The sequence below is a fragment of the Nostoc sp. UIC 10607 genome, assembly GCF_047228265.1.
Classification (GTDB): domain Bacteria; phylum Cyanobacteriota; class Cyanobacteriia; order Cyanobacteriales; family Nostocaceae; genus Nostoc; species Nostoc foliaceum_A.
On record NZ_JBIQNW010000034.1, the window covers coordinates 1 to 20,701 of the forward strand.

General features: G+C 41.3%; 20 protein-coding genes and 1 pseudogene. 18 read left to right on the forward strand and 3 right to left on the reverse strand.

Annotated features, from left to right (window positions below; all coding sequences use genetic code 11):
* Positions 1-78: 78 nt before the first annotated feature.
* A pseudogene (locus ACEYW6_RS23585) lies at positions 79-339 on the reverse strand (hypothetical protein); the annotation flags it as partial.
* A 908-nt stretch (positions 340-1,247) separates the two neighbouring features.
* Between ACEYW6_RS23585 and phnC the strand changes: the two are divergent.
* From phnC to phnE, 3 genes are all read left to right on the forward strand, one after another.
* Complete coding sequence (gene phnC / locus ACEYW6_RS23590; protein WP_412981664.1) at positions 1,248-2,045, forward strand: phosphonate ABC transporter ATP-binding protein; 798 nt, start codon at positions 1,248-1,250, stop codon at positions 2,043-2,045.
* A gap of 212 nt (positions 2,046-2,257) precedes the next feature.
* Positions 2,258-3,259 carry a phosphonate ABC transporter substrate-binding protein gene (gene phnD, locus ACEYW6_RS23595; protein ID WP_412981665.1) on the forward strand — a complete coding sequence of 334 codons (1,002 nt, stop codon included), beginning with the start codon at positions 2,258-2,260 and terminating at the stop codon, positions 3,257-3,259.
* 75 nt (positions 3,260-3,334) lie between these two features.
* A complete protein-coding gene (gene phnE, locus ACEYW6_RS23600; protein WP_412981666.1) occupies positions 3,335-4,108 on the forward strand; it encodes a phosphonate ABC transporter, permease protein PhnE in 774 nt (257 codons plus the stop codon).
* 39 nt (positions 4,109-4,147) lie between these two features.
* Here the strand turns inward: phnE and phnF are convergent, their stop codons facing one another.
* Entirely contained in the window at positions 4,148-4,876 is a 729-nt protein-coding gene (phnF, locus tag ACEYW6_RS23605; protein WP_412981667.1) for a phosphonate metabolism transcriptional regulator PhnF, read from the reverse strand.
* 224 nt (positions 4,877-5,100) lie between these two features.
* On the opposite strand from phnF, the gene phnG reads away from it, so the two are divergent.
* The 15 genes from phnG to ACEYW6_RS23680 all read left to right on the forward strand — a co-directional run bounded on the left by phnG (position 5,101) and on the right by ACEYW6_RS23680 (position 18,055).
* Entirely contained in the window at positions 5,101-5,556 is a 456-nt protein-coding gene (gene phnG, locus ACEYW6_RS23610; RefSeq protein ID WP_412981668.1) for a phosphonate C-P lyase system protein PhnG, read from the forward strand.
* Between the two features lie 67 nt (positions 5,557-5,623).
* Positions 5,624-6,226: a phosphonate C-P lyase system protein PhnH gene (gene phnH / locus ACEYW6_RS23615; RefSeq protein WP_412981669.1), complete on the forward strand. Its 603-nt coding sequence runs from the start codon at positions 5,624-5,626 to the stop codon at positions 6,224-6,226.
* Positions 6,216-6,668, forward strand: coding sequence for an N-acetyltransferase family protein (locus ACEYW6_RS23620; RefSeq protein ID WP_412981670.1), 453 nt, complete (start codon positions 6,216-6,218; stop codon positions 6,666-6,668). The genes phnH and ACEYW6_RS23620 overlap by 11 nt, the downstream gene beginning before the upstream one ends.
* A gap of 123 nt (positions 6,669-6,791) precedes the next feature.
* Entirely contained in the window at positions 6,792-7,997 is a 1,206-nt protein-coding gene (locus ACEYW6_RS23625; RefSeq protein ID WP_412981671.1) for a carbon-phosphorus lyase complex subunit PhnI, read from the forward strand.
* Complete coding sequence (locus tag ACEYW6_RS23630) at positions 7,994-8,410, forward strand: fosfomycin resistance glutathione transferase (protein WP_412981672.1); 417 nt, start codon at positions 7,994-7,996, stop codon at positions 8,408-8,410. Before ACEYW6_RS23625 ends, ACEYW6_RS23630 begins: the two co-directional genes overlap by 4 nt.
* Positions 8,411-8,466: 56 nt before the next feature.
* Positions 8,467-9,675 carry an alpha-D-ribose 1-methylphosphonate 5-triphosphate diphosphatase gene (locus tag ACEYW6_RS23635; protein WP_412981673.1) on the forward strand — a complete coding sequence of 403 codons (1,209 nt, stop codon included), beginning with the start codon at positions 8,467-8,469 and terminating at the stop codon, positions 9,673-9,675.
* Between the two features lie 38 nt (positions 9,676-9,713).
* Positions 9,714-10,274, forward strand: coding sequence for a phosphonate degradation HD-domain oxygenase (locus ACEYW6_RS23640; RefSeq protein WP_412981674.1), 561 nt, complete (start codon positions 9,714-9,716; stop codon positions 10,272-10,274).
* Between the two features lie 152 nt (positions 10,275-10,426).
* Positions 10,427-11,311 carry an alpha-D-ribose 1-methylphosphonate 5-phosphate C-P-lyase PhnJ gene (locus ACEYW6_RS23645; RefSeq protein ID WP_412981675.1) on the forward strand — a complete coding sequence of 295 codons (885 nt, stop codon included), beginning with the start codon at positions 10,427-10,429 and terminating at the stop codon, positions 11,309-11,311.
* Positions 11,312-11,356: 45 nt separating this feature from the next.
* Entirely contained in the window at positions 11,357-12,130 is a 774-nt protein-coding gene (gene phnK / locus ACEYW6_RS23650) for a phosphonate C-P lyase system protein PhnK (RefSeq protein ID WP_412981676.1), read from the forward strand.
* 104 nt (positions 12,131-12,234) lie between these two features.
* A complete protein-coding gene (phnL, locus tag ACEYW6_RS23655) occupies positions 12,235-12,960 on the forward strand; it encodes a phosphonate C-P lyase system protein PhnL (protein ID WP_412981709.1) in 726 nt (241 codons plus the stop codon).
* 63 nt (positions 12,961-13,023) lie between these two features.
* A complete protein-coding gene (gene phnM, locus ACEYW6_RS23660) occupies positions 13,024-14,160 on the forward strand; it encodes a phosphonate metabolism protein PhnM (RefSeq protein ID WP_412981677.1) in 1,137 nt (378 codons plus the stop codon).
* Between the two features lie 242 nt (positions 14,161-14,402).
* On the forward strand, positions 14,403-14,912 hold the full coding sequence (locus ACEYW6_RS23665; RefSeq protein ID WP_412981678.1) for a transposase: 510 nt from the start codon (positions 14,403-14,405) through the stop codon (positions 14,910-14,912).
* A gap of 90 nt (positions 14,913-15,002) precedes the next feature.
* Positions 15,003-15,509, forward strand: coding sequence for a DUF4112 domain-containing protein (locus ACEYW6_RS23670; protein WP_196508595.1), 507 nt, complete (start codon positions 15,003-15,005; stop codon positions 15,507-15,509).
* Between the two features lie 234 nt (positions 15,510-15,743).
* Positions 15,744-16,676 carry an alpha/beta fold hydrolase gene (locus ACEYW6_RS23675; protein WP_412981710.1) on the forward strand — a complete coding sequence of 311 codons (933 nt, stop codon included), beginning with the start codon at positions 15,744-15,746 and terminating at the stop codon, positions 16,674-16,676.
* 713 nt (positions 16,677-17,389) lie between these two features.
* Positions 17,390-18,055 carry a class I SAM-dependent methyltransferase gene (locus ACEYW6_RS23680; protein ID WP_412981679.1) on the forward strand — a complete coding sequence of 222 codons (666 nt, stop codon included), beginning with the start codon at positions 17,390-17,392 and terminating at the stop codon, positions 18,053-18,055.
* Between the two features lie 299 nt (positions 18,056-18,354).
* Here the strand turns inward: ACEYW6_RS23680 and ACEYW6_RS23685 are convergent, their stop codons facing one another.
* Positions 18,355-20,070, reverse strand: a complete 1,716-nt coding sequence (locus ACEYW6_RS23685) for a fasciclin domain-containing protein (RefSeq protein WP_412981680.1) — start codon at positions 20,068-20,070, stop codon at positions 18,355-18,357.
* Positions 20,071-20,701 lie beyond the last annotated feature (631 nt).

Genomic DNA, 20,701 nt, shown 5'->3' on the forward strand with positions numbered 1-20,701 from the left:
ATCCCAAGATAAGGAGGAAGCTTCATTTTATCAAACCCTTTCTACATAAGCTTTACATCAAGTGTTTCTTGAAAGAGGGTTAGGATAACCTGCAATGCAGCTGTATCGCTCAACTAAGGATTGCAAAGCTTGAAAAGCCCAGTCTGTAGGTTTGACATCAGAAAGCTGTGAAACTGAAGTTACTTGTCCGATATTCTCAGCACTGCTAAAACTGGATGGTTGATTTCTTGCAGGTGCTTGACTTAAAGGTACTTCAGAACCCATCGCTGGTAGCGCAACTATAAATAAGCCCAAAATTGCTGGACTAAATAACAAATAATTCAACCAAAACTTCTGCACGAATGTACCCTCACACCTGATAGAAATTAGTGAAAAATCAAAGTTTTTATAACATTAAAAGTTTGCTAATTGGTAAATCACAAATATTAGCAAAATTGATTTAATTAAGGCGTGATTTTAACCTTTGCATCAGAAAATTTAATGTTAGATATAGAAAAAATGAATCTTTTGTAAGAATTTTTTTCAAATCAACTTTAACAATATCAAAGCACAACTATGTACCACAATCTAGAGATTATTTTGAAATCAAAACAATTGTCATTTGTTTACCTATTCTTAACTCAATGGATATTGATATATTAAAGATTGTCTGTGTTTCCTAGCTCAATCAATAACCAATAGTTAAAATCCAGCTAATAACATATTGTTAATGTTTTTTATAGCAACAAAGCTTATTTACTAGGACTTACGTATTGACAGCAAATGCCAAATATAGATGCTTTAAAAAAGTACATATGTGGTAAGGGCAATACTCTGCGGGTGATGCTCCTTCTCTGCGAGACGCTACGCGAACGTCGCTACCGCTGCGCTAACGCTGAAAGCGTTCTCGTAAGAGTAGCCGCTTTGCGTTGCGTACACATGAATTGTCCCTACAAAATTCAAACAGGTATACAGTAGAAGCATTTTATTGATTTGGAATGGGTGGTTTATTTACGCCGTGCTGTACTAATTCCTAGCGGGTTAATTGCATTTTTACCAAAAATTAGCCTTTTGTTAATTAAATTTTAATCAAAAAATGGATTTCAGTCTATGTATTATAAGCTTTACATTATATTGATGTATATCTAGAATTGGCTCATTCATTAGGCTGATAACTTAAAAATTAAATCAGTAATTATCCTTTTCTTAATTAGTTCTTAACTAAAAAATATTATTCAAGTTAATCATAGACATCTCAATGTCAAAAAATGGCAAATACAGTAGCTATCGAAGTTAGTAATCTCTCGAAGGCTTTCAAAGGTAAGACAGCACTTAAAAACGCATCTTGCACAATTTATGAGGGAGAGCTAGTTGCGCTTATAGGTGCATCTGGCTCAGGTAAATCTACCCTTTTACGGCATATTAATGGCTTGCATATTGGAGATGCAGGAACTGTTTATATTTTTGGCTCAATACTACAGAGCGAGGGTAAAATACACTCTAAAATTAGGTTTTTACGAAGTCAGATAGGTTGTATTTTTCAACAGTTTAATTTAGTCAATCGGCTAACAGTTATCGAGAATGTTCTCGTTGGTAACTTAGCAAAATTGTCTATCTTACGTTCAATACTACATTTATTTACCAAAGAAGAAAAAATTCAAGCTCTTGCTGCATTAGAGCGGGTAGGCATTCTTGAACATGCTTATAAACGGGCATCTATGCTTTCTGGAGGGCAACAACAACGAGTTGCGATCGCTCGTTGTTTAGTGCAAGGAGCGAAAATCATCCTCGCAGACGAACCAATCGCCTCTCTAGATCCCGAATCGGCGCGTAAAGTTATGGAATTGCTCGTGCAGCTAAATCGCCAAAGCGGAATTACTGTAGTCGCTTCGTTACATCAGGTTCAAATGGTGCGTAGTTACTTTGATCGAGCGATCGCTCTCAAAGATGGAGAAGTGATGTTTGATGGTGCAACCACAGAGATGAATGATCACAAACTCAATGAACTTTATGGCACAGCTGCCGAAGAACTCATTATGAGAGGACACGGAGAACTGGTAGTGTAAGCTGTTACGCAAATAATATTGTACATTTACCTGATGACTGTTGACTGATGACTGATGACTGATGACTGATGACGGTAAACACTTTGTTGAGCAATCAACCGTCAACCGTTAACCGTCAACAGTTAACGACATCAAAAGTGTTTATATAGTTTAGACGCGCATCAGCTTAACCTCAAAATACAAAATTTTACTTACATCTCACAACTAAATTTATGGACAGAAGGTTATTTATTCAGCAGGCTTCTTTATTTACTATAACTTTGGCAAGTGCCAAGATACTTTCAGCTTGTACTTCTAATGCTGAGAATAGTACAGCAGCAATTAAAGAAATTAATTTTGGTGTTCTGTCTACAGAATCTCAAGCTAATCAAAAACCAATTTGGGAACCTTTTGCTGCTGCTATGTCTAAAGAAATTGGTATTACCATTAAGCCTTTCTATGTTACACAGTATGCAGCAGTCATAGAGGCTATGCGCTTTGGTAAAGTGCAGGCAGCTTGGTTGGGTGGTAAATCTTATATTGAAGCAGCAAAAATTGCTGATGCAGAAGCTTTTGCTCAAGTTGTAAGTGCAGATGGCGGTAGAGGCTACTATTCTCATTTAATTACTAATAAAGATAATCCCATCACTGCGGAAGCTATAGCAGCAGGTGGTGATAAATATGTGATTAAAAATGCAGCCAAGCTCACCTTTGCTTTTAATGATCCCAATTCTACCTCTGGGTTTTTAGTTCCCAGCTACTATATTTTTACTAAAAACAATGTTGACCCTAAGAAAGCTTTTAAACGCTTGATTTTTGCTGGCAATCATGAAGCTTGTGCTTTAGCTGTAGCGAATAAACAAGTAGATGTAGCTACCGTCAGTAATGAAGCATTAAGCCGTTTAGAAAATACCAACGCTAAAGCTAGACAGAAGATTGAAATTATTTGGAAATCACCTTTAATTCCCAGCGATCCGATTGTTTACCGCCGGGATTTACCAGATGATATCAAAAAGAAGTTGCAAAACTTTTTTTATAACTACAAAGATACTCAAGTTTTAGGACAATTTAAAATTTCTGGTTTTGTACAGGCTGAAGATAAAAATTGGCATACAATTCGAGAACTAGAAATTGCTAAAAAAATCCAAGAGACTCAAGCTAAAGAAAATCTTAGTGAGCAAGAAAAACAGCAAACAATAGCAGAACTAAATCAGCAACTCAAAGGAATTAAATAAAATTAGATTTATAGCTAGAAAAAAGTGCGCCCACGAAATCAGATAATTACTTACGCATCTCCTCGTGTAGCAGCAATGTTAGAGAAAGAAGCAAAGCTTGTGAATACCCAAAAAGTTCTGTTTCTTTTAGTCATTGCTGCTGTATTAATTTTTGCCTATAATCAAAGCGAGTTGAATTTCCCTGTACTTCTGCAACGGGGAGACAACATGGTGGAATATATACGTTCATATTTTCCGCCAGACTTTAGCGATTGGAATTATTATTTTTCAGAAACACTGGTTACGATATCAATGGGAATTTGGGGAACTTTAATGGCTGCGATCGCAGCTGTTCCTTTATCTATTTTAGCATCTAATAATATCTGTCCAATATGGGTTGTACAACCAACACGTCGCTTATTAGATGCTATGCGTGCGATTAACGAAATCGTCTTTGCACTAATCTTTGTAGTTGCTGTTGGGTTGGGGCCATTTGCTGGAGTTTTGGCATTATTTATTCATACTGCCGGTATTCTGGGTAAGCTGTTCTCAGAAGCAGTAGAATCAATTGAGTCAGGTCCTGTAGAAGGAATTAGAGCTACTGGTGCAAGTCAGATTCAAGAAGTTATTTATGGAGTGATTCCCCAAGTAATGCCTTTGTGGACTTCTTTCACTCTTTACAGATTTGAATCAAATGTGCGTTCTGCTTCTGTCTTAGGAATTGTCGGGGCTGGCGGTATTGGCGTTTCACTATATCAGAGTTTTGGTGCATTTGAATACCAAAAAGTCTGTACAATTCTGATTATTTTGATTGTTACTACTGGTGTTATTGATTTACTCTCTGCAAAGATCAGAGGGTGGTTAATTTAGTATTATTGATGACTGTTGACAGTTGACAGTTGACAGTCATCACTCACCCACTAAGTCATTTTCAAAAAATAACTCCATGCGATCGCCCCGCAGTCGCGTTACGCCATATTCAATGACATTACCTGTTTGATCGACATTCACCGACTCCGCTAACAGGATGGGTTGATTGAGGGATAGTTGTAGCCACTTTGCATCTTGAGGCTGGACTAGACGAGCAGAAACGCAGGTACTACGGCGGATATGATCGCATCCATATACCTGTTGTAAAAACTGAGATATTGATTGCTGTTCTTGCAAAATCTTGATATTTTTCGGATCTAAAATATCAGGGAATTGCTTGAGGGGAAAATACCCAGTACCTATACTTATAGGTTCTTCATCAGCTAAACTTAAACGTTCAATTAACGCTATCGGCTCACCATAAGGAATTTCTAGCCCTCTAGCGATCGCATCATCGGCAGGTACTTCTAAGACACGCAGCAGTTGAAATCTTACTTGCCAACCCTGTGCTTTCAGTGTTTGGTTGTAACGCACTCGCTTACCAATCGCATAGCGGATGGTTTTAGCAGCTACAAAAGTTCCGCGTCCTCGGTCAACTCGTAACAATCCCTCGTCTTTTAGGAGAGCGATCGCTTGTCTAATGGTATGGCGATTAACTGCAAACTGTTCAGCTAACTTCGTTTCCGTCGGTAGTTGTTCCCCAATCTGATAAACCCCCTGATGAATGTTTTGTCGCAGTTGATCAGCAATCTGGACATAAATTGGCATTATTTCCTTCATGTATCAATTATCAATAAATAGTGTTGACGGTTAACTGTTGACTGTTCACTGTCAACGGTCAACAGTGTTTCGTGTTATCCCATTCCCTTTTAGGAGTGGGATGAGCTTATCAATATTAGATTGTCAATTTGTCAGAATTGCGTTAATCTACTTTCATCTAGATGTCTAGACAAGTTAAGAATAGTTTAAAACAAAATACCACAAACCAACTTATGCCTACTGTGAGCCAGCGACAAGCATGGATGGCAACATTAGCTAAAGCCGAGTTAGAGCTATTAGAAAAACTGGTAAACAAATTAGTTAATTTGCCCAACTATAGCTTTTTACGCTGCCCAGAGATTGGTCTAACAATGGTGCGGGGACGCGCTGGGGGTACAGGAGAGCTATTTAACTTAGGAGAAATTACCATGACTCGCTGTGTTGTGCAGTTAGAGAGCCAAGGAGATGAAGCGTTAGCTGGATTTGGTTATGTCGCGGGGCGATCGCACCGTCATGCAGAACTAGCTGCTGTTTGTGATGCATTACTACAAACCCCAAATTGGCACGATCAGATTCAGGCTGAGATAATTCAACCCTTGCAAGTAGAACACCAAAAGCAGCAGGAACTTAAACAGCGTCAAGCAGCTGCTACTAAGGTTAATTTCTTCACGATGGCAAGGGGCGAATAGATGACTGATGATTGATGACTGTTGACTGTTGACTGTTGACTGTTGACTGATAACCGATGACTGATGAATGATGACTAAAGTTAAATATTTACAGGGCTTTCAAGACTCAATTCATGATGCTCAGAGGGCATTTCGGGCGTTGCTTGATGCAAATGCTCGACCGGGGACACCTTATTGGATAACTGCTGAGATGAGTGTGCCTTTGGGTTTAACGCCTGCTTGTGGGGCTGCTTGTTTGACGTTGCTGGATTTGGATGTTGTGGTATGGCTTCAGCCGAGTTTTGCAGATCAAGTGAGAGCTTGGTTGTTGTTCCATACTGGCTGTCGGTTCACACAGTACCCAGAGAAAGCTGACTTTGCCTTAATTCAAGATTTGGCAGGGTTGGAAGAATTATCTATTTTTAGCTGGGGTACAGCAGAAAAGCCAGAAGCCTCAACAACATTATTGGTACAGCTGGAAAGTTTTGAGATGGGGCAACCTGTGATGTTAACGGGGCCAGGAATTTTAGACCAGCAAACAATCGCTCCGACAGTTCCCGTCCATTTTTGGGATTTCTGGATGCAGAATCACCAAGCCTATCCACAAGGCGTAGATGTATTTTTATTTACAGAATATGCAGTAATGGGACTACCACGCACCGCCAAACCAGAGGTGTACTATGACTCTTGAGATTCGCATTGCTACCCGTGAGGATTGGCCTCTATTAAATCAGCTTTATGCTGACATGGATAGTGAGCCACCCTTACCAAGCAATGATGTAGAAAGAATCTTGACAGAAATCACACAAGTTCCTAACTACTACATCTATATTGCTTTTTTAAACCAGCAACTTGTAGGTACTTTCAGCCTCCTTTATGCGCCAACAATGATGCACCGGGGCTATCACAAATTTGCAGTTCTAGATGCAGTGACAGTTATTTCTCAAATGCGAGGAGAGGGAATTGGTAGCCAAATGGTGCAAGCCGCGCTCCAATTTAGTGCTGAGGCTGGGTGTTATAAAGTCACTCTCTCTTCTAATTTGAAACGCGATCGCGCCCATCAATTCTATCAATCACTAGGATTCGAGCAGCATGGCTGGAGTTTTAAATGCATACTCCAACCAAGCCAGTAAATCGAAAATTATCGAGAATAAAAATATAAATAATGGAAATCTTAAAACCCAATTAAAGCCTAACTTTCTTAATCAAAAATTACGAATTACGAATTACGAATTACGAATTACGAATTAAAAATTATGCCATACGTTGCAGTCAAAGGCGGTGAACAGGCAATTCAAAATGCAGAAGCGCTCCTGCAAAGCAGACGCAGAGGTGATCCTGCAATTCCTGAATTGAGCTTAGACCAGATTGAACAACAGCTTACCCTAGCAGTAGAACGGGTGATGTGTGAAGGTAGCTTATATGATCGGGAGTTAGCAGCCCTTGCTATTAAACAATCTTGGGGTGATTTAGTAGAAGCAATCTTCTTGTTACGAGCCTATCGGACAACACTACCCCGCTTCTACTATAGCCAGCCATTAGATACCAGCAAAATGCAGATTCAGCGCCGCATTTCTGCCATTTTTAAAGATGTACCAGGAGGACAAAGGTTAGGGACTACCTTCGACTACATTCACCGTCTACTAGACTTTAAATTGATAGCAGAAGGACAAGTCCCGACAGCACCAGAAGCAGAAGCAATTACAGAATCAGTTCCACGTGTAATTGACACTTTAGATCGTGAAGGCTTGATGCAAGCGGAAGAAGGGCAGGGGAGCAGGGGAGCAGGGGAGCAGGGGGAGCAAGTAAATAATGATTCTCCGTTATCTCCGTCATCTCAACCATTTGATTTAACTCGTCAACCATTAACCTTTCCTGCTGGACGGGATGCGAGACTGCAAAATCTAGCGCGTGCAGATGAGGGTTTTTTGCTATCTCTGGCATATTCTACACAGCGAGGCTATGGCAGAAACCATCCTTTTGCTGGAGAAATTCGTATGGGGGAAGTAGAGGTGGTAATTTGCCCAGAAGAATTGGGATTTGAAATAGCGATCGCAGATATTACTGTCACCGAAGTGCAAATGGTAAATCAGTTTAAAGGTAGTAAAGAATTACCTGCTCAGTTTACCCGTGGCTATGGACTTACTTTTGGTTACAACGAACGTAAAGCGATGTCGATGGCGTTAGTAGATAGAGCAATGCGAGCAGAGGAATTAGGGGAAACAATTCAAGGCCCAGCCCAAAACGTCGAGTTTGTACTTTCCCACTCCGATAACGTGGAAGCACAAGGTTTTGTCCAACACCTCAAACTCCCACACTACATTGACTTTCAAGCAGAGTTAAATCTGGTGCGGAAAATCCGAGGGCAGCAGTTAAATAATCAATCTTCAGAGTTAACGGGTACTGGGGAAGAATCTCAATCTTTAGAACGCGGTGATTTGGTTTTGGAACAAGCGAAATGATTACAGGAATTAACCATATTACTTTGTCTGTCTGCGACTTGGAGAAATCTTTTAGTTTTTATACCGAAATTCTAGGTTGTCAAGCGATCGCTAAGTGGAAAACAGGTGCTTATTTACTGGCAGGTGACTTGTGGTTGTGCCTATCTTTAGATTCCAACACACGCACAAATCCTATGGACGAGTACACTCATATTGCTTTTAGTATCTCTGAAGAAAGGTTTCAAGAATATAGCTATCGCCTCAAAGTTTTAGGAGTCAAACAGTGGAAACAAAATACAAGTGAAGGCGAATCTATATATATTCTTGACCCCGATCACCACAAGCTGGAACTGCATATAGGTGATTTATCTTCCAGAATTGCCGCCACTCAAAAAGCTCCCTATGAAGGCATGAGTTTCTTTGTAAATTCGTAATTCGTAATTCGTAATTCGTAATTAATAAATCTCAAATCAAAAATAGGTGTAAGTCAGTGACAAAAACACAAACTATTCAAATATCTTCAAAATCAACCAATACAAAAATTGCTATCCAAGGAGTAAATGTACTAACTCCCGATGGTTGGCTGGAAGATGCCACAGTTTTAATTGAAGATGGTCAATTTACCAGCATTGATCAGGCCAGTAGTCCTAATGGATTTCATTTGGTAAATGCTCAAGGACTCCAAATGTTGCCGGGAATTATTGACTTACACGGCGATGCTTTTGAAAGGATGATTTGCCCTCGCCCTGGAGTTAACTTTCCTCTACCAATAGCTATCGCAGATAATGACCGCAACCTTTTAGCATCGGGTATCACAACTTTTTACTGCTCAATTACCGACTCTTACGAACCAGGGTTACGCAGCCGAGATTCTGCCCGTGCTTTAATTGACTTCATCTTAGGGGCAGGAAAACAAGTTTTAAATTGCAACCATCGCATTCATATTAGACATGAAGAGGCAAATATTGCCGGACATCAAGAATTGTGTGATTGGATGATATCCGGTCGCGTGCATATTTTGTCTATCAACGATCACCTACCACCCCCAGGAAATCAAAAGAGATTGAGCCGATATCTCAATAGTGTGAAGCAAAGATCATCCATGTCCATAGAAGAAATTGAAGAATTAATCAACCAAGTAACAGAACGGCGACATGAAGGAGACGTGCAAATCGAACAACTGGTGGATTTAGCTCATACCTACGGTATTCCTCTTGCTTCTCATGATGATGATACCTCAGAAAAAGTAATACTAAGTCAACAACGCCGAGTAGCGATCGCAGAATTTCCGGCTACTGTAGACTTAGCTGCTAAGTCTCGTGAATATGGTGCAGCCGTCCTCATGGGTGCGCCTAACTTAGTGCGTGGTGGTTCTCACTTAGGTTTAATGAGTGTCGCTGAGGCGGTAAAAAATAACGTTATCGATTGTCTTTGCTCAGATTATCATTATCCTTCCTTGTTCTATGCACCCTTCAAACTCCAAGAATTAGGCTTAATGTCCTTTGAACAAGCATGGTCATTAGTTTCCAGCCGTCCAGCAGAGGCGGCGGGGATAAGCGATCAAAAAGGTAAAATCGCTCCTGGTTTAGATGCTGATTTCCTGTTGATATCTCCTGATAATTCTTTACTCTCTGCAATTACTGCCATCTCATCCGTATACGTAGCAGGACAAGAAGTTGCTCGATATCAAATTCAATAAATATCCACTCAACAGTCAACAGTCATCAGTTACCTATTATGAAAGCTACCATTGAAAGCATTATTGACCTGTTCACCAAAAAGGGTTCTCAATTGTATGGTGCAGAAGCCGTCAGTCAGCTAGAACATGCCTTGCAATGTGCTAGCCTCGCTGAAATATCAGGCCAAAACCATGAATTGATTACCGCTTGTCTACTCCATGATTTAGGGCATTTAATCCATAACTTGGGCGATAATCCCGCCATCCAAGGCATAGACGATCAACATGAACATCGAGCCATTCCCTTACTAAGTCAGATGTTTGGGTCAGCAGTTACACAACCAATTAGGCTTCATGTCGTCGCCAAACGCTATCTTTGCTCAGTTGTTCCTGAATATTGGGATAGTCTCTCAGCCGCATCCAAACGCAGCTTAGAACTACAAGGAGGCATATTTTCCCCTGAACAAGCAGAGAAATTTATTCAGCAACCTTATGCCCAAGACGCTGTGCAGTTAAGGATTTATGACGACAAAGCCAAAATCACAAATTTGCCAACACCCGATTTAAACCACTTCACCCAATTTATGACCGCCTCTTTAAATAAGCTGTCGCGCATATAAGTTCTATATACATCTTTTCGTATCGTCTGTTAACAGTCATCAGTCAACAGTCATCAGTCATCAGTCAACAGTCATCAGTCAACAGTCAACAGTCATTAGTCAACAGTCATTAGTCAACAGTCAACAGTCAACAGTCAACAGTCATCAGCCTAATGAATATCTCTTCCAATCCCCAATCCCCAACCCCCAATCCCCAATCCCCAGAAGCAGGCTTTAACTTTGCTTATTTAGACGAGCAAACAAAGCGTTCCATTCGTCGCGCCTTGCTAAAAGCTGTGGCAATTCCAGGACATCAAATTCCCTTTTCTTCGAGAGAAATGCCCATGTCTTACGGCTGGGGTACTGGTGGAATTCAGGTAACAGCTGCTGTGATTGGTCAAACTGATGTCTTGAAAGTCATTGACCAAGGAGCAGACGACACCACTAACGCTGTTAATATTCGTCGCTTTTTTCAAAAAGTTTGTGGCGTAAAGACAACAGAACGCACACAAGAAGCAACTTTAATTCAGACTCGCCATCGCATACCCGAAACACCATTACAGGAAGGACAGATTTTAGTTTACCAAGTACCGATTCCCGAACCTTTGCGCTGGCTAGAACCCTCATCGGTAGAGACAGGCAAAATGCACGCTCTAGAAGAATACGGAGCTATGTACGTCAAGCTTTACGAAGACATTACTACACATGGACATATTGCTACATCCTACGACTATCCGGTAATGGTGCATAACCGCTATTTGATGAGTCCTAGCCCGATCCCACGCTTTGATAATCCCAAAATGCAGATGAATCCGGCATTGCAATTATTTGGTGCAGGGAGAGAAAAGCGCATATATGCCATTCCACCATATACCAAAGTCAAAAGCCTGGACTTTGAAGACCATCCCTTCACTGTAGAAAAATGGGATAAAGCCTGTGAGTTATGCGGTTCTACAGAAAGCTACTTAGATGAGGTAGTGATTGACGACCAAGGTGGGCGAATGTGGATTTGCTCAGATACAGACTTTTGTGGGGGACGGATGACTGATGACGGATGACGGTTGACTGATGACTGATGAATGATGAGTATGGACTAATGACTAATGACTAAACCTCTTTTACAGGTTCACCAACTGAGTAAATCTTACGGCGCAATCAAAGCGTGCGATCGCATTTCTTTTAATCTCTTTCCTGGGCAAGTTCTCGGTATTGTTGGAGAATCAGGTTCAGGTAAGTCTACTTTGCTGAGTGCAGTTGCCAATCACATTGCTGTTGATAAAGGTAATGTTACTTATACTACCGGTAGCGGTGAAGACTTAGAAATTTTTCAACTTGCGGAAGCTAAACGGCGGTTGTTGATGCGAACTGAGTGGGGCTTTGTGCAGCAAAATCCCCGTGATGGTCTGCGAATGAAGGTCAGTGCTGGAGCGAATATCGGCGAACGCCTACTAGATATTGGGATACGGCACTATGGCAATATTCGGGATGAGGCTGCCCACTGGCTAAAACAAGTGGAAATTGACCCAGCACGGATAGATGATCTGCCAGTTCACTTTTCTGGGGGGATGCAACAAAGATTACAACTTGCCCGTGTGTTGGTGACGCGTCCTCGGTTGATATTGATGGACGAACCGACAGGTGGGTTGGATGTATCAGTACAAGCGCGGTTATTGGATTTGTTGCGATCGCTTGTCCGCAATTTTAACCTCAGCGTGATTATAGTTACCCACGATATAGGCGTAGTCAGACTGCTGGCACACAGATTATTAGTCATGCAACAAGGACAGGTAGTGGAATCAGGTTTAACTGACCAAGTACTTGATGATCCACAACATCCATACACTCAATTATTAGTCAGCGCTGCTTTAACACCCTGATGTGTTGACTGTTAACGGTTGACGGTTGACGGTTGATTGCTCAACAAAGTGTTTACCGTCATCAGTCATCAGTCATCAGTCAACAGTCATCTATTTTCTTAACTATGCAATCATTAACTCTTAATCATCATCCAGTAAACTTTCCTAGCCAACTACTTTTGCAAGTTGAGAATTTGCGAAAAAGTTTTACTCTGCATCAGCAGGGAGGCATTAATCTATCGGTGTTAGAAGGAGTGTCCTTGAGCGTTAATGCTGGGGAATGTGTCGCCCTTTCTGGAGCATCCGGGAGTGGGAAATCTACATTTATGCGCTGTTTATATGCTAACTATCGCGTTGATAGTGGTTCAGTCTGGATAAAACATCAGGAAGATTGGGTTGATTTGTGTCAACTCGCTCCCCACGAAATTTTAGCAGTCCGGCAGAAAACTATTGGATATGTCAGTCAGTTTTTAAGAGTAATTCCCAGAGTGCCAGCGTTAGAAGTTGCCGCAGAACCACTGTTGGAATTAGGGATAGATATAGATGTCGCACATAACAAAGTTAAAGACCTATTTCATCGCCTCAACCTCTCAAAACGACTGTGGTATCTTTCCCCCACAACCTTTTCTGGAGGCGAAAAGCAACGGGTAAATATTACTCGTGCTTTAGCAGTTGATTATCCAATTTTGCTACTAGATGAACCAACTTCAGCCCTAGACTCTACCAATCGCCAAGTAGTCATTGAACTGTTGCAAGAAAAAAAAGCTAAAGGCTGTGGCTTAATTGGCATTTTTCACGATGAAGAAGTGCGATCGCAACTTTGTAACCGCGAATTAATTTTTAATAGTTGACGGTTGACGGTTGACAGTTAACAGTCATCAGTCATCAGTCATCAGTCAACAGTCAACAATATTATGAGTGAACAGATTTACACTAACTATCGTCTACAACTCCCAGACAAAGAACTGTTAGGTACTTTGGTAGTGCGAAATGGATTGATTGCTGATATTCAGCCAGGAATTGTGAGTCATGGTCAAAATGGACAGGGAGATTATCTATTACCAGGGTTGATTGAGTTACACACCGATAATCTCGAACGCTGCATGTCTCCCCGTCCCGGTATTCGCTGGCCTTTAGAAGCCGCAGCAGTTTATCATGATCGAGATTTAGCCAGTGCAGGAGTAACAACAGTATGTGATGCGATCGCAATTGGTGATGTGGCGGCTGGCTCTCCTCGCTTAACTAACTATGCGCCGATGATTGATGTCATCTCGCAAGGACAAGCCGCCGGACGCTTTTGTGTGGAACATCGAATTCATCTGCGGTGTGAACTGGCTTTTGACAAGGTTTATGAGATTACAGCACAATACGCAGATCATCCTCTTTTATCAATGATTTCGCTGATGGATCATACTCCCGGTCAACGGCAGTTTACCCGGTTGGACAAGTTCAAAGAGTATTACATGGGCAAATACGGTGTTACTCCTGACGAAATTGACGAGTTCATCATCATTCGTCAGCAACAGCAACAACTATATGCACAAAAAAATCGTATGGCTTTAGTAGAACTTACCAAAGCCAAAGGTATTTCCTTAGCAAGTCACGATGATGCTACCGTGGAACACGTCCAAGAAGCGGTGCAAGATGGAGTAGTCCTAGCTGAGTTCCCTACTACATTAGAAGCAGCTAAAGCAGCACACAGCTTAGGATTACAAGTTTTGATGGGTGCGCCTAATTTAGTCTTAGGTGGTTCTCACTCTGGTAATGTTTCAGCTATGGAACTTGTTTTGCACGATTTAGTTGATGTGATCTCTTCTGATTATGTTCCTCAAAGCTTATTACAATCCATTTTTATGATTGCCCATAAGACGGGCAAGCCTATTTACCAAGCTATGCAATTATTTACCAGTAATCCAGCTAAAGCCATTAATGTATTTGGCGATCGCGGTAGTTTGGAGGTCGGAAAAAGAGCTGATGCGATCGCTGTTCATGATGATGGTATCATACCCCGTTTGAGTGCAACTATCTGCCGAGGCAATCGTATTTCTTAAGTTAAAAATATTACATATAAATATAACCTTTATGCTTGATGCGATTTTGTTAGATCGGACTTAAATTCTCAGTTACAGAGGTAGATTCTCAATAAAATCGAAAAGCTCATCCCACCGATGGTTGAAAAAATGGCGTTGTGATGAAACATTTGAACATTTACAAGGACGTATTCTAGCGATGCCTGCGGCGGGCTACGCCTACGCAGATGAAAAAGGACTGATAAATTGGGAGTTTGGCGCGGTTGACGGGTCTTTTTCCCCCTGGGAAAGGAGGGGGTGAAGAAATTGCCTATGGTGGCAAAGGAAAGGGTATCCTCATTCACACTCTGGCTGAGGGCAATGGAATGCCCTTAGCTAATTCCACTACTCCAGCCAACGGAAACGAGAGAGAACAAGTCTTACCTCTACTTGATAAGGTAAAACTAAAAACTTTGAAGCGCGGGCGACCACGTAAGCGAATCAAGGTACTGGTTGCCGACAAAGGTTACGAATCAAAGCAAAAACGTGCTGACCTACGCTTTCCGAGTATTCGTCCTCAAATCCCAAAACGAGTCTGGAAAACTAAGAAAAACAAAGGAAGACCTATTAAAATCTCCGTTCCGAGATTTCAGCAGGAGCGGTGTTTTGCTTGGTATCAACGCAAATACCGTCGTCTCGTTGTTAGATGGGAACGTCAAAAGGTTTATTTGGACGCATTCATTGACCTCGCTACCATTCACTTCTGGATTAACAAAATATTATTAGTGGGATAGGTTCTAGTAAATCCCTGAGAAAGTTTTTGCAAAAGTTCAGTAGGGGAGTAAAATGTCTAACGATTCAACACAAAGTTAGCGATCGCCTTCATGCCTGATTCTCCTTTTCGGTTTTCGATGATTGAACCTGATGCCAAAGCACCCACATTGAAGCGCCTGCGTCAATTAAGCCGACTGCTGGATAATGTTATTACCATTCCTGGCACGCAGATTGGTTTTGGTCTAGATCCAATTATAGGATTAATACCTATTGGTGGTGATTTTTTGGGAATCATGTTTTCTAGCTACATCATCCTAGAAGCGGCGCGGCTGGGTGTATCTAGAGCCACTTTAGGCAAAATGGTTCTGAATGTGATCGTTGATGGCTTGGTAGGCGCTGTCCCAGTTTTGGGAGACTTTTTTGATTTTGCCTGGAGAGCTAACACTAATAATATCAAGCTATTGGAAGATTACTTAAAGTTTCCTAGCCAGCAAAAGAGTGCAGATGGGTGGTTTATCTTTGCAGTTTTGGCTGGATTGTTGCTGATTGCCATTGTCTTAGTAGCATTGCCCGTGATACTAATTAGAATGCTGTGGAATGCCCTAACAGGCGGTTAAAATAATTCGTAATTCGTAATTCGTAATTCGTAATGACGCTCTCTACGAGACGCTAAAAGCGAACGCGGACTCGCTAGCGCTACGCTAACGTAATTCGTAATTAAGTTTTGTAACGGTGATAAACACAAGTGCCACAAAACTTGCCTTGACTCGACAGAGTGCTTACCGAGTGTCTTATTAGTTGCTATGCAACTTAAACCCACAGAATTAGTTAAATTATTTATTGATAACGGAATGAAAGATTGGTGGCAAGCTACCTTTCCTAAAGGGCGGCAAAGTTTAATTATTACTGATGCTAAAGGCTATCCTGTACAAATTTCTTATGGCGAAAAAGGTAAAGGTAAACCGCTAATTTTATTACATGGCATGGGTAGTTGGAGCTATAATTGGCGTTACAGTATAGAACCATTATCTAAATATTTTCGGGTAATTTGTTTTGATGCCAAAGGTTTTGGCTTTTCCGAAAAACCATTGTCTCGGAGAGAACACAATGGTCATCAAGTTATTGAGTTTCAAAGAGTTATTCAGGCATTATGTGATGAACCCGCAGTGATTGTAGCTGAATCTCTGGGAGGATTAGTAGCCCTTGCCCTTGCTCAAGAAAATCCACAGTTAGTCGGGCAGCTTGTAGTAGTAAACGTACCTGTTTTTGCCGAACGTCTACCTCATTGGGCTATGTGGTTACTTGCCCAAACACCCTTGGAAATAATCCAAACAATTGACTCCTTACGTCTGGCATATTTGTTTGCACCTCTATTGAGAGAAATTATGGCTATAGAAAGACGTGGGGTATTATTTGATCCGTCAATTTTGACACAGGAAGATGTCTATTGGATAACTTACCCGTTTATTGAATTTCCTGGTACTATTGCAAAAGTCGCCGAAGAGTTACAAATAGCAGCGCGAGAAATTGAAAATTGGCAAGTAAATAAGCCAAATATGCTCACCCAAATTCAAAATAACCTGAGTGCGATTAAGTGTCCTACACTAATTTTGTGGGGTAAGCAAGATAGCTGGTTTCCTGCTAGTCATGGTGAAAAATTGCATCAGCATATCCCCAATTCTAAATTACAAATTTTGTCTAACTGCTGTCATGATGCTTCAACTGGTGCTTCTGAGGTGTTGAATGCAGCAATTATTGAGTTTTTACGAGATACTGATTTCTAAAGATAGTTCATATTTTGATGAGAGCATCCCAAATATGTAAAATACCTCACAATTACGCACGAGTATTTCAACAATAATTACGAATTACGTTAGCGTAGCGGTAGCGAGTCTGCTTACTCTGTAAGAGTTGCAAGCTACGCTTCTAGCGTCTCGTAGAGAGCGTCATTACGAATTACGAATTATATAAAAAGAGAATGGGAGGAAGCATATCAGTCAGCTTTCAAACTCCCACTCTGCCATTTGCCACTGAAGTGAACAGGAATGTATACAGACGTTGCCCGTTATTTGAGGGCTAATGCGTACTTCAACAACAACGCCCGCACACATTTAATATTCCTGTTGCAGCAAATGCCAAACCTAATTATTGATATTTATCTGCTGAGAAAAATACTCTGCAAATAATTGGTAGAGATAGTTTTTTCTTGTAAATCACTTAGTAGATAGTGTTTTACAAAAGGAATTTGCTTACGTGGTAGTCCCTGATAACAAAACCCTTGAAGTCGTTTATCTTTGTACAATTTAACTTGGTTAATTAGAATCTGGTTGCCATTTTGGCAGGTTTTTAAATTTCCGAATTGCTCGCCTTTCCTATTGCAGCACCATCCGAAATAGATCCAGACTCAGACGACAGAGATTAAGCTCACAGTAGATTCCTAAAAAACTACTGTTGGGCGATAGTATAGCTGTAGATTCTTTCAATTCTCTGATCTACCATGCCAAAACAGTCTATAGGCCTTGATAACCAACTATATAATTACCTTTTATCCGTTTCGCTACGGGAACCGGAGATTCTTTTGAAGTTGCGCCAAGAAACAGCCAGCCATCCCCGTAGCGGAATGCAGATTTCACCAGAACAAGGGCAGTTTATGAGACTACTGGTGCAGCTTATTGGAGCTAAGAAAACCCTGGAAGTTGGAGTATTTACAGGTTATAGCTCACTTTCTGTAGCTTTGGCACTACCAGATGATGGCAAAATTATCGCTGCTGATGTGAGTGAAGAATTTACTGCGATCGCCCGGCGTTATTGGCAAGAAGCCGGGGTTGCCGATAAAATCGATCTGCGATTAGCACCAGCTTTGGAAACTTTAGATCAACTGTTGGCAACTGGCCAAGCCGAGACTTTTGATTTTGCCTTTATTGATGCTGATAAAGAAAATTATGATGGATATTATGAGCGATCGCTGCAATTGGTGCGTCCAGGTGGATTGATTGCTATTGATAACGTTTTATGGTCAGGACAAGTTGCCCAGGAGCAAAATCAAGATGAAAGCACCCAAGCTATCCGGGCGCTCAACGAAAAGTTACATCATGACGAACGGGTTACCCTCTCCCTTATCCCCATTGCTGATGGACTTACTTTAGCAATCAAGCGACCTTAATCCAGTTTGATGCCAACTTACTGTTATAGCTGTTTTTTATTTGTTGGAATAGAGTATGGCTGCACAGATGTGCATTGGTGTCAACTTAACGTGAAAGTCAGCCTAGAAGCAGCTTTTAGATATTGTCTCGTTCCCAGTCTTTGACTGGGAATGCCGTCCTAGAGACTCCGCCTCTCTTGCTGGCGGCAGAGACGCTTTTGAGTTGCATTTCCAGCTTCTTGCTGGAAACGAGATTTGAAAAGGCTTTTAGCTTAAGTTGACACCTAATGATATCTGTTCGCCCCTAGTGCGTTTTCTACTTAGAAGTTGTAACCAACTCCAAATAGTAGCCCTACATCAGTTTGATCCATAAAAGCAGCATTTACAGCACCTGTCACCGTAAATCGATTACCTACAGGAACGTCTACACCACCAGTTAGCAGCAATCCAAAATCAGTGTCGAGATTAGCTTCAATGGCTACGCCAGCACCTACATAAGGAGATATAGAGAAAGTTTGTTCACCCACCGCACCTGCTGTGCGCGGAGAAAAATCTAAAGTCAAGGGAACCAAAAATATTGTATCGCCACCAAACAGCACCGATGGCCGCACTGATATGTTACGTGTCAGACCAATTTTGCTGATCACTGCAAAGTTACCGTCGCTCACAGCTGTATCATTACCGCTCAAACCAATATTACCAGCAACACCGATATAGCTAGGCCCACCAAGAGTGGTTCTACCTGGCGTAACATCAGGCGTTGTACCATTTGTGGTTCCTGTTGGTGGTTGATTTAATTGACTGATGTTAATATCAGGCGGGATCAGGACTTGGTTAATCGCATGAATAACACCATTGCTAGCTTGGACATCCGCCTGGATAACTCTGGCATTATTTACCGCGACTTGATTGTTAGCGCGATCAATTTGAATATTTACAGGTCTTTCTTCATAGGTTTTCAGTTCCCCAGCCGAGAGTTGACTAGAAGTTACTGCACCAGGAACCACATGATATCTCAAAATCTTAATCAATGCTTCTCTGTTCTCTGGTTGCTGCAACTGTTGTAGGGTAGCAGCAGGTAAAGCAGCAAATGCTTCATCGGTGGGAGCAAAGACTGTATAAGGGCCAGGCTGTTGTAGAATATCTGCTAAACCAGCTGTCTTTAATAAAGAAGTCAGAGTTGTCAAAGAAGTACTGGATGCAGCAAGAGAAACAATATCGCTACCTGTTTGAGTACCGCCAGTAGTTCCACCGACAATATATTGAGTAGCTGGAAGATTACTAGCAATGGGTTGCACCCGTCCCTGTCTAGCCAAAGCTTGATATAAGAGTGCCGCAGCTTCAGCACGAGTCAGGGGCTGTTGCGGATTGAGTTGTTTTACATCTGGATAATTAACAACGATATTAGATTGTGTTGCTATTGTCACACTATTAACAGCATAGTTCGGGATGGCTGAAGCATCGTTGTAGTAGGTGCTGAGGTCAGTACTGGTTCCAGTACCGCTAGCAGTTAAACCCAAACCATTTGTTAAAGCAACGATCGCCTGTACCTTGGGTATTTGTTGATTTGGTGAAAACACATTCCCAGGATAGCCTGCCAGAAATCCGGTTTCGTAGGCGTACTGAATTGCAGAAGCCGCCCAGTAGCCAGCAGGAACATCACCAAATCCACCTGCGGTTAATTGCCGAACTCGGTTTTGGTTAGGGAAAGCTTTTTGAAGTAGGGCGGCAAACTCGGCACGAGTCACAGCCTGATTCGGCCGAAAGCTGCCATCAGGAAAGCCAGTAATCACGTTATTGTCAGCTAGGACTTGAATGAAGGGACGCGCCCAATAATCTGAGGAAACATCAGACAAGTTAACTGTTGAAGTAGGCGATGGTGTCGCAGATGGTGTTGCAGGTGATGGTGTCGTAGATGGAACAGTATTTTGAGATGAAGCTGGGGCAGAAATTACGATGGGGGTTATTGTAGCAGCTGTCATTCCCAGAACTAATAAAGCAACCCTTGCTGATGACCAACGAAAGAAACTAAACATAGAAATATCCTCTCTTCAAATTCTTGGATTGACTATTGAAAAAGACTGGATGCAAGGTTAAGTGAATACAAATATCGAGATGATTGTTTGGTTTGCCTCGATATGGAAACCACAAATACAACCATTAACTCTGTAAAATTAAAATGTTGGACATTATGAGTAGCTGCTCTGATATCTCATAACTCATATTTATCCAAATGCTCACCACACATATAAAACTCCTATTTGATTTTTAAAGAAACGCAGATAACACTAATAAGCATAAGCAAGCGTATTGTGGTAATATGGTATGTTGCAAAAATAAAGATAGTTATTGCAAATATGCGGTTTTATCAGTCATAAAATCGCAGTCAAGCAGCAAGATAATTGGCTTTGAATAGCCGTCTCTTTATAATTGCCCAGGAGGGTTAACGCCGTCAAGCTCAATGCATCATCATATTGAGCAACATTTAAAAAATGAAATGTGTCTTGGCGATATACCTGATTATTAAGCTTTGATCAAAATAATACAACTAACTAATGGCTGGATTTCAAGGAAAAACTTTCACTCTTTAGATAGTTGTCTGTGATGGTAAATTTTAAAATACTAGACTGGAAATTAGCGATCGCAATCAAAAATTTGGGGCATGAT

What these genes read in the sequence shown, in the direction of transcription:
- phnC (WP_412981664.1), top strand. Translation starts at nt 1,248, where the DNA reads ATGGCAAATACAGTAGCTATCGAAGTTAGTAATCTCTCGAAGGCTTTC.
- phnD (WP_412981665.1), top strand. Translation starts at nt 2,258, where the DNA reads ATGGACAGAAGGTTATTTATTCAGCAGGCTTCTTTATTTACTATAACT.
- phnE (WP_412981666.1), top strand. Translation starts at nt 3,335, where the DNA reads ATGTTAGAGAAAGAAGCAAAGCTTGTGAATACCCAAAAAGTTCTGTTT.
- phnF (WP_412981667.1), bottom strand. Translation starts at nt 4,876, where the DNA reads ATGCCAATTTATGTCCAGATTGCTGATCAACTGCGACAAAACATTCAT.
- phnG (WP_412981668.1), top strand. Translation starts at nt 5,101, where the DNA reads ATGCCTACTGTGAGCCAGCGACAAGCATGGATGGCAACATTAGCTAAA.
- phnH (WP_412981669.1), top strand. Translation starts at nt 5,624, where the DNA reads ATGATGACTAAAGTTAAATATTTACAGGGCTTTCAAGACTCAATTCAT.
- ACEYW6_RS23620 (WP_412981670.1), top strand. Translation starts at nt 6,216, where the DNA reads ATGACTCTTGAGATTCGCATTGCTACCCGTGAGGATTGGCCTCTATTA.
- ACEYW6_RS23625 (WP_412981671.1), top strand. Translation starts at nt 6,792, where the DNA reads ATGCCATACGTTGCAGTCAAAGGCGGTGAACAGGCAATTCAAAATGCA.
- ACEYW6_RS23630 (WP_412981672.1), top strand. Translation starts at nt 7,994, where the DNA reads ATGATTACAGGAATTAACCATATTACTTTGTCTGTCTGCGACTTGGAG.
- ACEYW6_RS23640 (WP_412981674.1), top strand. Translation starts at nt 9,714, where the DNA reads ATGAAAGCTACCATTGAAAGCATTATTGACCTGTTCACCAAAAAGGGT.
- ACEYW6_RS23645 (WP_412981675.1), top strand. Translation starts at nt 10,427, where the DNA reads ATGAATATCTCTTCCAATCCCCAATCCCCAACCCCCAATCCCCAATCC.
- phnK (WP_412981676.1), top strand. Translation starts at nt 11,357, where the DNA reads ATGACTAAACCTCTTTTACAGGTTCACCAACTGAGTAAATCTTACGGC.
- phnL (WP_412981709.1), top strand. Translation starts at nt 12,235, where the DNA reads ATGCAATCATTAACTCTTAATCATCATCCAGTAAACTTTCCTAGCCAA.
- phnM (WP_412981677.1), top strand. Translation starts at nt 13,024, where the DNA reads ATGAGTGAACAGATTTACACTAACTATCGTCTACAACTCCCAGACAAA.
- ACEYW6_RS23670 (WP_196508595.1), top strand. Translation starts at nt 15,003, where the DNA reads ATGCCTGATTCTCCTTTTCGGTTTTCGATGATTGAACCTGATGCCAAA.
- ACEYW6_RS23675 (WP_412981710.1), top strand. Translation starts at nt 15,744, where the DNA reads ATGAAAGATTGGTGGCAAGCTACCTTTCCTAAAGGGCGGCAAAGTTTA.
- ACEYW6_RS23680 (WP_412981679.1), top strand. Translation starts at nt 17,390, where the DNA reads ATGCCAAAACAGTCTATAGGCCTTGATAACCAACTATATAATTACCTT.
- ACEYW6_RS23685 (WP_412981680.1), bottom strand. Translation starts at nt 20,070, where the DNA reads ATGTTTAGTTTCTTTCGTTGGTCATCAGCAAGGGTTGCTTTATTAGTT.